Origin of the sequence: Duganella sp. P38 (genome assembly GCF_050859475.1) — a bacterium.
GTDB lineage: Bacteria > Pseudomonadota > Gammaproteobacteria > Burkholderiales > Burkholderiaceae_D > Rugamonas.
Window position 1 is genome coordinate 1,724,769 of record NZ_CP193936.1, and the last position, 13,461, is coordinate 1,738,229.

The 13,461-nt window shown below is 64.5% G+C and carries 12 protein-coding genes; 5 read left to right on the forward strand and 7 right to left on the reverse strand.

All coding sequences use genetic code 11. The features are described from left to right. Both ACRQ5J_RS07765 and ACRQ5J_RS07770 read left to right on the forward strand, forming a co-directional pair. Entirely contained in the window at positions 1 to 1,548 is a 1,548-nt protein-coding gene (locus tag ACRQ5J_RS07765; RefSeq protein WP_432382331.1) for a GH39 family glycosyl hydrolase, read from the forward strand. Next, positions 1,545 to 3,917, forward strand: a complete 2,373-nt coding sequence (locus ACRQ5J_RS07770) for a glycoside hydrolase family 95 protein (protein ID WP_432382333.1) — start codon at positions 1,545 to 1,547, stop codon at positions 3,915 to 3,917. Before ACRQ5J_RS07765 ends, ACRQ5J_RS07770 begins: the two co-directional genes overlap by 4 nt. A gap of 38 nt (positions 3,918 to 3,955) precedes the next feature. Here ACRQ5J_RS07770 and ACRQ5J_RS07775 read toward each other — a convergent pair whose 3' ends face one another. Together ACRQ5J_RS07775 and ACRQ5J_RS07780 are read right to left on the reverse strand one after the other, a co-directional pair. After that, a complete protein-coding gene (locus tag ACRQ5J_RS07775) occupies positions 3,956 to 4,621 on the reverse strand; it encodes an alpha/beta hydrolase family protein (protein ID WP_432383607.1) in 666 nt (221 codons plus the stop codon). 1 nt (position 4,622) lies between these two features. After that, positions 4,623 to 5,528 carry an alpha/beta fold hydrolase gene (locus tag ACRQ5J_RS07780; RefSeq protein WP_432382335.1) on the reverse strand — a complete coding sequence of 302 codons (906 nt, stop codon included), beginning with the start codon at positions 5,526 to 5,528 and terminating at the stop codon, positions 4,623 to 4,625. Positions 5,529 to 5,712: 184 nt separating this feature from the next. Between ACRQ5J_RS07780 and ACRQ5J_RS07785 the strand changes: the two genes are divergently transcribed. Further along, positions 5,713 to 6,549: an alpha/beta hydrolase gene (locus ACRQ5J_RS07785; RefSeq protein ID WP_432382337.1), complete on the forward strand. Its 837-nt coding sequence runs from the start codon at positions 5,713 to 5,715 to the stop codon at positions 6,547 to 6,549. Here ACRQ5J_RS07785 and ACRQ5J_RS07790 read toward each other — a convergent pair. The 5 genes from ACRQ5J_RS07790 to ACRQ5J_RS07810 all read right to left on the reverse strand — a co-directional run bounded on the left by ACRQ5J_RS07790 (position 6,539) and on the right by ACRQ5J_RS07810 (position 11,722). Further along, positions 6,539 to 7,879, reverse strand: a complete 1,341-nt coding sequence (locus ACRQ5J_RS07790) for a DUF3422 family protein (protein ID WP_432382339.1) — start codon at positions 7,877 to 7,879, stop codon at positions 6,539 to 6,541. The genes ACRQ5J_RS07785 and ACRQ5J_RS07790 overlap by 11 nt on opposite strands. A gap of 16 nt (positions 7,880 to 7,895) precedes the next feature. After that, a complete protein-coding gene (locus ACRQ5J_RS07795) occupies positions 7,896 to 8,891 on the reverse strand; it encodes a 2-hydroxyacid dehydrogenase (RefSeq protein WP_432382341.1) in 996 nt (331 codons plus the stop codon). Then, positions 8,888 to 9,463, reverse strand: a complete 576-nt coding sequence (locus tag ACRQ5J_RS07800; RefSeq protein WP_432382342.1) for a DinB family protein — start codon at positions 9,461 to 9,463, stop codon at positions 8,888 to 8,890. Before ACRQ5J_RS07800 ends, ACRQ5J_RS07795 begins: the two co-directional genes overlap by 4 nt. Further along, a complete protein-coding gene (locus tag ACRQ5J_RS07805) occupies positions 9,408 to 10,952 on the reverse strand; it encodes a hypothetical protein (protein ID WP_432382344.1) in 1,545 nt (514 codons plus the stop codon). The genes ACRQ5J_RS07800 and ACRQ5J_RS07805 overlap by 56 nt, the downstream gene beginning before the upstream one ends. Positions 10,953 to 11,014: 62 nt before the next feature. After that, complete coding sequence (locus tag ACRQ5J_RS07810) at positions 11,015 to 11,722, reverse strand: HAD family hydrolase (protein ID WP_432382346.1); 708 nt, start codon at positions 11,720 to 11,722, stop codon at positions 11,015 to 11,017. Between the two features lie 97 nt (positions 11,723 to 11,819). Between ACRQ5J_RS07810 and ACRQ5J_RS07815 the strand changes: the two genes are divergently transcribed. After that, a complete protein-coding gene (locus ACRQ5J_RS07815; protein WP_432382348.1) occupies positions 11,820 to 12,743 on the forward strand; it encodes a LysR family transcriptional regulator in 924 nt (307 codons plus the stop codon). A 101-nt stretch (positions 12,744 to 12,844) separates the two neighbouring features. Next, complete coding sequence (locus ACRQ5J_RS07820; protein ID WP_432382350.1) at positions 12,845 to 13,441, forward strand: LysE family translocator; 597 nt, start codon at positions 12,845 to 12,847, stop codon at positions 13,439 to 13,441. Positions 13,442 to 13,461: the final 20 nt, after the last annotated feature.

The following is a 13,461-nucleotide window of genomic DNA, read 5'->3' on the forward strand; positions in this document are numbered from 1 at the left end:
ATGAAGACTTTGACCGCTGCCGTATTGTTTGCCTTGAGCGCTTCCGCCGCCGCCGCGCCGGCGGCGGAGCGTCACATCGCTGTCGATGCCGCATCCGCCGGCACGCCGCGCGACCGCTTCGCCGACCTGTCGGTCGGCTCGGATTATCCGGGCACGCTGATACGCGACGATAGCCTGGCGCAGCTCAAGATCGCCAAGGACGAACTGGGATTCCGCTACATTCGCTTCCATGCCATCTTCCACGACGTGCTGGGCACATACAAGGAAGTGGACGGCAAGCCAGTGTACGACTGGACCAAGATCGATTACCTGTACGACCGGCTGCTGAAGATGGGCGTGAAGCCTTTCGTGGAACTGGGCTTTACGCCGCTGGCGATGCGCAGCTCGGACCTGAGCATCTTCTACTGGAAGGGGAACACCTCGCATCCCGACCTGAAGAAGTGGGCGGGGCTGGTCGATGCCTTCGTGCGCCATATGCAGGAGCGTTACGGCAAGGACGAGGTGCGCACCTGGTTCTTCGAGGTGTGGAACGAGCCTAACCTGGACGGCTTCTGGGAGAAGGCGGACCAGAAGGTGTATTTCGAGCTGTTCGACATTACGTCGCGCACCATCAAGGCGATTGATCCGGCGCTGCGCGTCGGTGGCCCGTCGACGGCTGGTGCGGCGTGGGTGCCGGAGTTCCTGGCGCATACCAGGCAATCCGGTTCGGTGGTGGATTTCGTGACCACGCATACCTATGGCGTGGATGGCGGCTTCCTCGACGAGAATGGCAAGGACGATACCAAGCTGTCGCCATCGCCGGACGCCATCGTGGGCGATGTGCGCAAGGTGCGCAACGAGATGAAGGCAGCCGGCCATGGCGACATGCCGCTGTATTTCACCGAGTGGAGCACCAGCTATACGCCACGCGACCCGGTGCACGATTCGTATATCAGCGCGCCTTACATCCTGAGCAAGCTGAAAGCCACCGAAGGCCTGGTGCAGGGCATGAGCTACTGGACCTATAGCGATCTGTTCGAGGAACCGGGGCCGCCGACCGCGCCGTTCGAGGGCGGCTTTGGCTTGATGAATCCGCAGGGCGTGCGCAAGCCGGCGTGGTTCGCGTACAAGTATCTGAACCAGCTTGGCGATACGGCTTTGAAGACCGCCGATGCGCAGAGCTATGCGGCCAAGGATGGCCGTGGCGTGCAGGTGCTGGCGTGGGACTTCCAGACGCCGAAGCAGGGCCGCAGCAATCGCGGTTTCTTCACGACGGTGCAGCCGACGCGCGACGGCGCGCCGATCAGCATCGATCTCAAGGGCTTGAAGCCGGGGGCGTATTCGGTGCAGGTGTATCGCACCGGTTTTGAGGCGAATGACGCGCATACCGGATATCTGAAACTGGGTTCGCCGAAAACCCTGTCGCCGCGTCAGCTGGAGCGTTTGCAGGCGTTGACGACGGATCGTCCGCAGACCAGCACTGTGAAGGTGCCGGCTTCCGGCGCGGCCAGCGTGAAGGTGAAGATGCGCGTCAATGATGTGGTGCTGATCAAGATTAATCCTCAATGAAGCAGCTGGTTTTTGTCGCGGCGTTTGCCGTTGCCGGTGCGGCGTTTGCCGCGCCGGACCTCACCTTGCGTTATTCCCAGCCAGCGCCTGACACGGCGGCCGGCTGGGAGAAGGAAGCGCTCCCTATCGGTAACGGCCGTATCGGCGCGATGATTTTCGGGCAGCTGGCGCGCGAGCGCCTGCAGTTCAACGACATCACGCTGTGGACTGGCGATGCGCAGGCGATGGGCGCGTATCAGCCGTTTGGCGATGTGTATATCAACTTGCCGGGGCATGAGCGCGCCTCCGCGTATGGACGGCAGCTGGATATCGGTCGCAGTGTGCATACGGTGGCTTACACGCACAACGGTGTGCGGTTCAAGCGCGAGGCGCTGGCCAGTTATCCGGCGCAGGTGATTGCGGTGCGGCTGACGGCCAGCAAGCGCGGTCAGTACACCGGCTCCATCGAGCTGACCGACATGCATGATGCGAAGGTCAGCGCGCAGGGCGACCGCATCACCGCAATTGGCGCGCTGCCGAATGCGATGCAGTATGCGAGTCAGGTGCAGGTGCTGAACGAGGGCGGCAAGCTGGCGGTGGAGGGCGGCAAGATCACTTTCACCGGCAGCGATGCGATCACGCTGATCCTCGGCGCCGGCACCAGCTACGTCAACGACGCCGCGCGCCGCTTCCAGGGCGTAGCCCCGCTGCCGCGGGTGGCCGCACAGGTGGCCGGCGCCAGCGCGCGCTCCTCCGCGGCTTCCGTGGCCGCTGTGCCCCGCAGTAACGCCGCAACCGTGGCCGCTCGCGCATGGGCGCAGCTGATGGCGGCGCATGAGCGCGATTATGTGCGGCAGTTTGGACGCGTGGCGGTAGACTTCGGCGCGGCGCCGGCAGAGCGGCGCGCGTTGGCGACCGATAAACGTATCGAGGCCTACACCGCCGAGGGCAACGATCCGGAACTGGAGGCGCAGTTCTTCCAATTCGGCCGCTACCTGCTGATCTCCAGTTCGCGCGGCTCGCTGCCGGCCAACCTGCAAGGCCTGTGGAACAACAGCCTCACGCCGCCGTGGAACTCGGACTACCACACCAACATCAACGTCCAGATGAACTACTGGCCAGCCGAACCGGCCAACCTGTCCGAGCACCATAAGCCATTCCTTGACTTCGTGCAGGGCGTGGCGCCGGTCTACCGCAAGCTGATCGCCGACACCGCCGCCAAGGCCATCGCCGATCCATCGTCGGTAAAAATGTCGGCGCCGGACCTGAGCGGCGAAGCGGTGCAGCGCGAGGAAACCTTCGTCGGCAAAAACGGCAAGCCGGTGCGCGGCTGGACGCTGCGAACCGAATCGAATCCATTCGGCGCCATGGGCTACGTGTGGAACAAGACCGGCAACGCATGGTATATGCAGCACTTCTGGGAGCACTACGCCTACACGCAGGATAAAAACTACTTGCGCACCACGGCGTATCCGATGATGCAGGAAGCAGTCGCCTTTTGGGAGGACTACCTGAAGGAACTGCCGGACGGCCGCCTTGTCGCGCCGCTGGGTTGGTCGCCGGAGCACGGCCCGATCGAGGATGGCGTCAGCTACGACCAGGAGATCATCTGGGACCTGTTCAACAATACAGTGGAAGCCGCAGAGGCATTGGGCGACACGCAGTACCGCGACCGCATCGCCGCAATGCGCGACAAGCTGGCGGCACCGGGCATCGGCAGCTGGGGCCAACTGCTGGAGTGGATGGAAGAGAAGAAGGACAAGGTGCTTGACACGCCGGGCGACACGCACCGCCACGTCTCGCACTTGTTTGGCCTGTTCCCCGGCCGCCAGATCTCGCCGACGCACACCCCCGCACTGGCCGCCGCCGCGCGCAAGTCGCTGGAAGCGCGCGGTGACGCCGGCACCGGCTGGTCGATGGCATGGAAGACAGCCTACTGGGCGCGCCTGCTCGATGGCGATCACGCGCACAAGATGCTGCGTGGCCAATTAGCCAAGCCCGGCGCGCGCGCGGCGCAGCAGAGCACACAGGGCACGGAGTCGAACAACGCCGGCGGAACGTATCCGAACATGTTCGACGCACACCCGCCGTTCCAGATTGACGGTAACTTTGGCGCCACCGCCGCCATCTGCGAAATGCTGCTGCAATCGCAGACCGGCGAACTTCATTTGCTGCCAGCGTTGCCTTCCGCGTGGCCGACAGGCTCGGTCAAAGGCCTGCGTGCACGCGGCGGCTACGAAGTCGATCTGGCGTGGGCCAATGGCAGGCTGACTTCCGCCACCATCCGCCGCACGGCGGGCGAGGGTGACGGCAAGGTACGCTACGGCGACAAGGTTGTGCCGCTGCGTCTGAAGCCAGGACAAAGCAAGCAGCTCGGCGCCACTCTTTAAGGCCGGTGCAGCCGCCAGGCGCCGAGCAATGGCGCCTGCTACAGCGTGCGGGACAGCCAGTCCGCCGTGATGTCGATGACGCGCTGTGCGGCGCCGCTGTCTGGCGTGAAGACGTTGAAGATGTGATCCGCGCCGCCGATCAAGGCTGCTTCGGCGGGCTTGCCGGGGGCGAGCTTGATCATCTGCGCGTCGCGCTGCGGCAGGAAGTCGGCGCTGCCACGGATGGTCAGCAAGGCGCCGGGATACTTGGTCAGAGACTGGTCGAGATCCACGCCCCGGAAGCTCTCGTAGAACGCGCGCCTGGTGGTGATGCTTTTCCAGCCCGGCACCACGTCCGTCGCCACGCCGTCGCGCAAGGCCTTCTGCGCCACCGGCGAAGACCTCATTTGCTGCCACTGGTCGCCGCTCGGCGCGGACCACAGCACCATGCTGCTGAACCACTCAGGGTGGCGCGCGCTGGTGACAATCGCTGTGGTGGCCCCCAAGCTCCATCCCAGCACCGCACTGCGCGCGGCCCGCGCGCCCGCCTGCTTAAGCATGAAGGCGTATGCCGCCTCGGTATCGGCGATGCGCGTGTCCAGCGTGGATTCGATATCGCTGCGGTTGCGGTCACCCTCGCCGCGGAAGTTCACGCGCAGCGACGCGATGCCCATCTGCGCCAGCCGCGCGGACATGCGCTTGCTCAGGTCTCCGGCGCCGTTCATGTCATCGGCAAAGCCATGCAGGAACAGCACCGTGCGGCCGTCCCACTCGCCGTCCGGCGTGACCCACGCGCCGTTGACGTCCGGGGCGATGGCGACCTGCCGTTCGCCGGCTTGCGCCAGCAGCGTGGCGGCGCTGACGGCCATGGCGACGAGCGCGCGCCTCATTGCTGTTCGGCGGCGATTTCGGCGCCGCTGAGGAAGTTGACGATGGCCGGATTAACGATCTCGCCATGCGTGATCGGACCCATATGCGCTGTGCGCAGCGACAGCGCGGTGGCATTCGGCAGCGATACGCCCAACTGCTGCACCAGCAGCCGCGTCGACGGGGACTGCGCTCGCCCGCCATCACCAGTGCCGGCATGGTCAACATGGACAACTCATCCAACGTTGCCGGTTCGCCCAACAATGCCTGGAAGTCCAGTTTCACCTTGGCGATCTGCGACACCATTTTCTCCTGCGCGCCGGCCGGCGCGGCGTCGAAGGCGCCGGCGCGGTTCCAGTAGTCGATAAAGGTGCGGGTGGCGTCGCGGTCGCTGGCGCCAGCGTGTATGGCGCCGACCACGCCGACGATTTCTGCCTTGGCGGGATGCGTATCGGGCAGCAGGTGGAAGGCCACCGGCTCGAACAGCGTGAGCGACAGCACCCGTTGTGGCATGCGGCGCGCCATATGCAGCGCGCAGGCGCCGCCGAAGGAATGGCCGATCAAATGAAACGCTTCGCCCGGCTCCAGTTCCGAGGCGATGGACGCCACCACCGCGTCCACCTCGTGCGCCAGCGTGTGCACGTAATCCTCGCCGGCGTCGGCGGGGAAGGGAGAGGCGCCGTACCCTTGCAGGTCGACCGCGATGCAGCGGTAGCCATCGCCCAGTTGCGCTTTCAGGGAAGACCACTGGGATTTGGAACTCATGGAGCTATGCAGCAGGACGACGGCAGGTTTCATTATCAACGAGGCATGAAAAAAGCGAAGCGCAGATTATACCGGGTTGCGCGCGCGGCCTTGAGAAACAGACAAGCATCCCCATGTGTGCTGCATACCACGCTGCCTTCACTTTCAGAAGGCACGCGGGCAGGAAAAGAGTAGAGTAAGAGCTATGAATAATAATTCCAAAAAAGTGGCTGGCCTGGCTGGCATCGTCAGTGTGCTGTGGATGGGACTCACCGCAGCGGTGGCGGCAAACCAGAAACGGCTGCTGTTCAACCCACTGGGGAGCAAGCGCGAGGTGCTTAAGCCATACAGCACGGGGCACCGCACGCGTCCCATCGTAATCCGTTCCAAGGACGGAACGCGTTTATCCGGCTGGCTGATGACGCCGCGCGTGGCGGGTGCGCATCCGGGCGTGGTCTACTTCGGCGGCCGTTCGGAGGAAGTCTCCTGGGTGGCGCGCGACGCCGGCAAGCTGTTTCCCGGCATGGCGGTGCTGGCGGTGAACTATCGCGGCTACGGCGACTCGCATGGCGATCCGGCCGAAGAACACTTCGTCGAAGATGGCCGCATGCTGTACGACTGGCTGAGCGAACGCCATCACATCGATCCGAAACGCATCGCCGTGGTTGGCCGCAGCCTCGGTTCCGGCGTGGCGGTGCAGGTGGCGATGGAGCGCGACGCCAACTCCATCGTGCTGATTACGCCTTACGATTCCATCCTGGCCATCGCCAAGCGCAAGTTCAGGACGCTGCCGATCGACTATGTGCTGCGGCATAAATTCGAGTCGGTGAAGTACGCCGCGCAAATCAAGGCGCCGACCTACGTGTTGCGGGCGGCGGTGGACGACATCGTGCCGCACTCGCACACCGACCTGCTGGTGCAGCAACTGGGAACGCTGCATGCGGACGAAATCATTCCCGATTCGGACCACATCAACATTCCCTATCTGGAGTCGACGCAGGAGCGCATCGCCAACTTCCTGTCGAGCCGTTTCAATGCTTAGCGCCGGCCAGCTGGTGGTGCAGGCGGCGCAAGCCTAGCCACACGCCGCCGATCACCAGCGGCACGGCGATGCCGGTCATCAGGTCCGGATTCACCGGCACGCTGCCGGCCTTCATCGCCTTGCCGACGTAGCCGACCAGTCCCAGCGTGTAGTAGGAAATCGCCGCCACCGACAGGCCTTCGACCGCCTGTTGCAGGCGCAGTTGCTGCGCGGCGCGCGCGTCCAGCGATTGCAGGATGCGGCGATTCTGCTTTTCCTGTTCGATGCCGACGCGCGAACGCAGCAGGTCGTTGCTGCGGGCGATGCGCTGTGCCAGCGTTTCCTGGCGCTGCGCCACCGAGACGCAGGTGTTCATCGCCGGCGCCAGGCGGCGGCCCATGAATTCCGCCAGCGTCGGCGTGCCTTCGATCCGCACTTCGCGCAGTTCCTGGATGCGCGACTGCACCAGGTTGAAATACGCCTGCGAGGCGGCGAAGCGGTAGCTGTTGTTGACCGAGATTTTCTCCACGCGCGCGGCGAGGGCGGTAATCTGGTTCAGCAGGTCCTGGTCTTCATTGCCTTCTTCCTTGACCAGCTTTGCGGTCAGTGTCGCCAGCTCGCTTTCGATGCTGTTCAGGTCAGGCTGCGTGGCTTCGGCTTGCGGAAGACCGAGCAACGCCATCATGCGATAGGTTTCGATTTCCAGCAGTCGCCCCACCAGGCGGCCGGGCTGGAATTCGCGCAGGCGCTGGTCGCGCACCACGAAGCGGCTGAAGCCATCCGGCTGGATCAGGAAGTCGGTCCACACTTCGGCGTTGCCGCCGGCGCTGCTGCCCACCAGCGACTTGCCCTGGAACAGATCGCTGATGCCGGCGGCGAAGGAGGCGTCGTCCGCCTCGGCCTTGCACAGCAGGACGTGGGCGGCGACGATGATCTTGCCGTGCAGGCCGGCCAGCCATTCCTGCGGCACGTGCTGCAATGGCATGCGGTCGAACGAGGCGCGGCAATCCAGGCCTGGCTCGCCGCGTTCGACGAAGGTATAGGTGGCAAATTCGGTGTGGCATTCCCACTTCAGGCGGAAGCGACCGAAGTCATGGAAGAAGTAGCGCGCCTGCGGATGCGGCGTCGCCACGCCGTAGTGCACGCACAGCTGCTCCAGAATCTGATGCTGGCTGCTGCGGTGGTTCTGGCGCGACGGCTGGTCCTGTTGCAGGTACAGCGCGAAGTGGGTCAGGCTTTCCGGCGCTTGCAGTTGCAGGAAAGGGCGCGAGTGGATCTCCGCGGACAGCGGGACGCGCATCGGGTGATTCAGCTTGGCGAAATCGGCGTTGGCGCGATAGGCGAGCGACATGAACTTCCTTAAAAAACTATGTGTGAGGTAGCGCGTTGGCGCAAGGGGAACCCTGCATGTGGCAGGCGAGATTGGCGAACGTGACGGCGGCGATTTCGCGCATCGCTTCTATTGTGAAGAAGCCCTGGTGCCCGGTCACCAGTACGTTCGGGAAGGTCATCAGGCGCTGGAACACGTCGTCAGCGATGATGTCGCTGGAGTGGTCCTGGAAAAACAGGGTGCTTTCCTGTTCGTAGACATCGATGGCGAGCGCGCCCAGTTGGCCGCTCTTGAGCGCATCGATGACGGCGGCGGTGTCGATCAAGCCGCCGCGCGAGGTGTTGACCAGCATGGCGCCGCGCTTCATGCGCGCCAGGCTGTCGCTGTTGATCATGTGGCGCGTGGCCTCCAGCAGCGGGCAATGCAGCGAGACGATGTCCGACTGCGCCAGCACCGCTTCGAGGCTGGCGCGTTCGGCCACGCCGTCCAGCTGCGGCGTTGGCGCCGGATCGCTGACCAGCACCTTGCAGCCCATGCCATGGAAGATGCGCGCCGCACAGGCGCCGATCTGGCCGGCGCCGACGATGCCGACCGTCTTGCCGTGCAGCGTCATGCCGAGCAGGCCATCCAGCGCGAAATTGCCTTCGCGGACGCGCACATAGGCGCGGTGGGTGCGGCGGTTCAGCGTCATCACCAGCGCCAGCGCATGTTCGGCCACGGCCTGCGGCGCATAGGCTGGCACGCGCGCCATGAACAGGCCGAGACGCGCGCCGGCTTGCAGGTCGACGTTGTTAAAGCCGGCGCAGCGCAGCAGCACGGCGCGCACGCCCAGCGCGTGCAGCGCTTCCAGCACCGGCGCGTCGAGAATGTCGTTGACGAAGACGCAGACGGCGGCGCAGTCCTGCGCCAGCGGCACGGTGTCGAGTTCCAGCCGGTCGGAGAAGTATGAGGCCTCCACGCCCGGCAGCGCGGCGCGCGCTTCGTCGAGGAAGCGGCGGTCGTAGGGCTGCGCGCTGTAGACGGCGATTTTCATAAATCAGGCACCCATAAAAGCAGATCGGTGACGCCGAAATCGGCGCCGGCTTGCGTCAGCAGCGTGCTGGCCTGGCCGCGATGGTGGGTCTGGTGGTTGAAGAAGTGCAGCAGCACCAGGCCGAACTCCTTGCGATACACGTCGCCGCGCGTGCTGCGGTACTCGAAAGTGTGCGCCAGGTCGGCCGCCGTCAGTTGCGGAGTGAAGGCGCTGATGATGGCGTCCAGTTTTTCGCGGTAGGCGCGCAGCGGCGGCAGCCGGTCGCCAAAGGAGTGTGTCAGGCCGCTTGGTGGCGGCAGCTCTTGCGTCGCTTGCAGCGCCGGGAAGGCGGCGGGATGGGTGCTGAATCGCTTGAGCCAGATGGTATCGCCGGCCAGCAGGTGATTCAGCGTGCCGGCCAGCGAGCCGAAGAAGGCCTTGCGGTCGGCCGTCAGCTCTCCCGCCGGCAGCTGGGCCGCGGCGTCGTAGAGCTTTCGGTTCATGTCGGCGTTGTACCGGGAAAGCAGGATGAAGTGCTCAACCACGCTCATTCGGCAACGCGTCTGGATTCGATTTGAGGAAGATCTGGTCATTCAGGCTGGACAGCATCAGATCGCGCTCGGCGTCGTTCAGCTGCTCGCCGCCGTCGCGCTCCGGCTCCAGCGTGGAGATCAGGTCGCGCGACATCGATTTGCCGTGCGGCGTGGTGACGTCTTCCTGCAATTTGCCCAGCGTGTATTTCAGCACGCGCGAGGTCTGGCTGGCCTGCATCTCCATCGAGGCCTTGATCAGCACACCCTTGTCGTAAGCGATGTTGGTGCTGCTGCTGGCGGAATCGTCGATGGTCACATACTTGTAGTTCTGCGAATTCGGCGACAGGTCCAGCGCCAGGCGCGCGTCCGCCTTCACCGGCGCGTGGTAGTGCGCCTTCAGGTGCGACTGCTGCTGTTGCGAGATGCCGCGGTCCAGCTGCGAATGGCCGGTAATGGTGGTCTTCTGCGACAGCTCGTAGGCAAAGGTATCCTTTTCCGTCACGCGCGCCGGATTGGACGACACTTCCGCCTGCGAGAACGAGGCGTTGAAGTCGGCCAGGCCGGTGGTCAGCGCGCGATCCTGTTTGGTCAGCGCGATGCTGTTCGGGGCGGCCGCCGGCGGCGTTCCATAGTCCGCGTTCATGCCGGTGAAGGCGTCCTTGAACATCTTGATCATGGTGGCGTTGCCCTGGCCGCGCATGCCCGCTTCGTCCACCTGCTTCAAATAGTTGTTGAGGGCCTTGGCCTGCTGCTCCTTGCTGCCCCAGCTTGCCGGCTGGCTCAGGTCCACGCCGATTTTGGCGCTGCCGGCGGGACCGGCAAAGCTCACCGTGCGCTGCCCGGCGTCGGCGTGGAATTCCAGCCGCTGCGTTTCCTTCGGATTGATCTTGATCTCGCCTTTCAGATCCACCGATGACAGCACGTTGCTGTCGAACTGCGTCAGGCCTTCGAGATCCACGCGCGGCGGGTCTTCGGTCAGGCCGTCGATCGACTTCTGGAAGGCTTCGGACAATTTGCCGAGCGCCTTGCGTTCCACCTCCGTCAGTTCGCCATCGGCATGCGCCTCCACGGCGATGCTGTTTTCGCCGGCGTCCAGCTTCAGTTCCACTTTCACGCCGCTGCGGGTGGTAATGGTCAGGGCGATCTGGTTGTCGCCCATGCCGTGCTGCGACACCTGCGATGGCGACACCAGCATGTCGTAGGTATTGGCTTGCACGCCGCTAGGGGCCTGCTGCACGGTTTGCGAAAAATTCTGGCCGTCGTAGGCGACTTGCTTCAGCAGCTCGCCGCCCAGCCCTTTCAGGCGGCCGGAGACGGCGGCGTTGTTGAAGTTCTGCGCCATCAGCGTGGCCGAGGTGCTGCGGGTGCGGTTTTCCCACACCAGCGCCTTCTGGCCCGAGGCGTCGTTGGCGCCCGCGCCGAGCGATACTACGGTGGATGAGCCGTTGCCTGCGGTGCTGATGGCGCCGGGTGTGGACGTGTAGTTACCGCCAACCGCCTGGGTAGAGGTGGATGCGGTAGTCCGGTTCAGGGAGGTGATGGTTGTCATAGCCTCATTATAGGCCGGTCGCGGCGTCGGTCAACAACCTCGCGGCGCCATGATTCCGGCGCTTACGCCGCGCGGTGCTGCGGTTGCGGACGTTGCTGGTCCGGCGTGTAGGGGCTGGCCTGCAGTTCGTGCAGGGCGTCGAAGGTGATGAACTGGCGCGGGCGCACGACGTCCTTGCCGTAAGGGGCGACGGAGACGGTCCAGAGGCCGGTGTCGGCGGCGGCGCGCAATGCCGGCACGTCGGTGTCGATGGCGATGGCGTCCTGCGGCGCCACGCCCATGGCGTGCAGCGCGTGCGCGTAAGGGCCGGTGCCGGCCGGGCCGCTGAAAGCGACGCCGCCCGCGACCACCGTGAAGACGCTGTTGACGTCCGCGCCGAACTGGCTTTCCAGCAGCGCGGCGGTGGCCGGCGCCGGCAGGTCGGTCAGGATGCAGATTTTGCAGCCGGCGGCGGTGGCGTCTTCAATCAGCGCCAGCGCGGCCGATTGGGCCTTCGGCGGCTGCGCCAGGATGGCCTGGTGGAACTGGCGATGCTTGTCTTCGAATAGCTCGGCCACGCGCTGCTTGTCGCGCGACAGTGGCGGCACGGCGACGGCGGAACCGATGGCGCGGGCGTATCCGTGGGTGGCGGCGGCGGCGCGCAGCACCGGCAGGGTCCAGCGGATCGACAGCCCGGCATTGTCAAACGCCGCGTTGCAGGCTGCCAGATGCAGCGCCTCGGTATCGAATAGCACGCCGTCCAGGCCCAGGAAGATCACGTCTATGCTCATGTCATTCTCGCTCAACGATGTCAGATAAGTATCAATATTAGAGGTAGAATGAACAAAAGAAAAATTAAACATTTTGGATAATCGATAAGGAATACTTATGTATCACACCAGTTTTCGCCAACTGCAGTCGCTGGTGCTGGTCGCGCGCCACGAGAGCATTTCGCGCGCGGCGGACGCCATGCACCTGACGCAGCCGGCGGTGTCGCTGCAGATCCGCACGCTGGAGGAAATCGCCGGCATCGCGCTCACGCGCAAGGTCGGGCGCAATATCCAGCTGACGGCGGCGGGCGAGGTGATGGCCGAATTCTCCGAGCGCATCCTGCGCCTGTGGGAGCAGGCCACCGACGAACTGGCGGCGCTGCAAGGCGTCACGTCCGGCACGCTGCGTATCGGCGCGGTGACCACGGCGGAGCACTTGCTGCCGCCGTTGCTGGTGCCGTTCACGCTGAAGCGGCCGGACGTGCGGCTCAAGCTCCAGGTGGGCAACCGTACGGAGATCATCAACATGCTGGCGCGGCACGAGATCGAGCTGGCCATCATGGGTACGCCGCCGCGCGAGCTGCGCACCAACGCGGCCCGCTTCGCGCGGCATCCGATGGCCTTCGTCGCCAGTCCCAGGCACCCGTTGATGAAGAAGAAAAAGATCACGCTCAACGACGTGATGGCGGCCAACCTGCTGGTGCGCGAGCGCGGTTCCGGCACGCGCACGGCGGTGGAAAAGCTGCTGCGCGACGAGGGGCATGCGGCGGAATTCGGCTCCGAGGTATCGAGCAACGAGGCGATCAAGCGCATGGTGTCGGCCGGCCTGGGTGTCGGCTTCCTGTCGGAACACGCTTGCGCGCTGGAGTTCAAGGCCGGCCTGCTGGCCATCCTGCCGCTGAAGCACGAAGTGGAAGCGGACTGGCAGATCATGCACCTGACCGACCAGCCGATCCCCAAGGTGGCGGCGTCGTTCCAGGACTTCGTGATCGAAAACGGGCAGGACCTGGTGCGGCGCGAGCTGGAAAGCTCGTACAGGTGAAACCACCAATACAGTGGCGGCAAGTGTTTGCGAAAGTGTACTGGTCGCAACCAATACACTTTCCCGTACAATGCAAGCACACCTAACCAACGGATACTGTCATGTCACCCGAACTGCTGCTGTCGCTGTGCGCGTTTGCCGCCGTCAGCTCCATCACCCCCGGACCGAACAACACCATGATGCTGGCGTCGGGCCTGAACTACGGCTTCAAGCGCTCGCTGCCGCATCTGCTGGGCATCTGCTGCGGCTTTTCCTTCATGATGTTTGCCACAGGACTGGGCCTGCATGCGGTGTTCGAGCGCGTGCCGATGCTGCAGACCATCCTCAAGTACGGCGGCGCGCTCTACCTGTTATGGCTGGCGTGGAAGCTGGCGCACGCGGCGCCGATGAGCGGCGAGCAGGCCTCGCTGTCCAAGCCGATGGGCTTCTGGGGCGCGGCGGCCTTCCAGTGGATTAATCCGAAAGCGTGGGTGATGATCCTGAGCGCGTTGACCACTTATCTGCCGCATGGCTTCGAGGTGCACGATGTGCTGGTGCCGGCCGGCGTGTTCTGGGTGGTCGGTATTTTCTGCGTCGGTTCCTGGGTGGTGTTTGGCGTGGCGATGCGCCGCGTGTTGCAGGATCCGCGCTCGGTGCGCATCTTCAACCTGGTGATGGCGCTGGCGCTGGTGGCCACCCTGTATCCGCTGCTGGCCTGATACCATAGCGCTTTACCGGA

Coding starts and splice junctions, on each gene's coding strand:
- ACRQ5J_RS07815 (WP_432382348.1), top strand. CDS start 11,820: ATGTATCACACCAGTTTTCGCCAACTGCAGTCGCTGGTGCTGGTCGCG.
- ACRQ5J_RS07765 (WP_432382331.1), top strand. CDS start 1: ATGAAGACTTTGACCGCTGCCGTATTGTTTGCCTTGAGCGCTTCCGCC.
- ACRQ5J_RS07795 (WP_432382341.1), bottom strand. CDS start 8,891: ATGAAAATCGCCGTCTACAGCGCGCAGCCCTACGACCGCCGCTTCCTC.
- ACRQ5J_RS07800 (WP_432382342.1), bottom strand. CDS start 9,463: ATGACCAGATCTTCCTCAAATCGAATCCAGACGCGTTGCCGAATGAGC.
- ACRQ5J_RS07770 (WP_432382333.1), top strand. CDS start 1,545: ATGAAGCAGCTGGTTTTTGTCGCGGCGTTTGCCGTTGCCGGTGCGGCG.
- ACRQ5J_RS07775 (WP_432383607.1), bottom strand. CDS start 4,621: ATGAACGGCGCCGGAGACCTGAGCAAGCGCATGTCCGCGCGGCTGGCG.
- ACRQ5J_RS07790 (WP_432382339.1), bottom strand. CDS start 7,879: ATGTCGCTCGCCTATCGCGCCAACGCCGATTTCGCCAAGCTGAATCAC.
- ACRQ5J_RS07785 (WP_432382337.1), top strand. CDS start 5,713: ATGAATAATAATTCCAAAAAAGTGGCTGGCCTGGCTGGCATCGTCAGT.
- ACRQ5J_RS07805 (WP_432382344.1), bottom strand. CDS start 10,952: ATGACAACCATCACCTCCCTGAACCGGACTACCGCATCCACCTCTACC.
- ACRQ5J_RS07810 (WP_432382346.1), bottom strand. CDS start 11,722: ATGAGCATAGACGTGATCTTCCTGGGCCTGGACGGCGTGCTATTCGAT.
- ACRQ5J_RS07820 (WP_432382350.1), top strand. CDS start 12,845: ATGTCACCCGAACTGCTGCTGTCGCTGTGCGCGTTTGCCGCCGTCAGC.
- ACRQ5J_RS07780 (WP_432382335.1), bottom strand. CDS start 5,528: ATGAGTTCCAAATCCCAGTGGTCTTCCCTGAAAGCGCAACTGGGCGAT.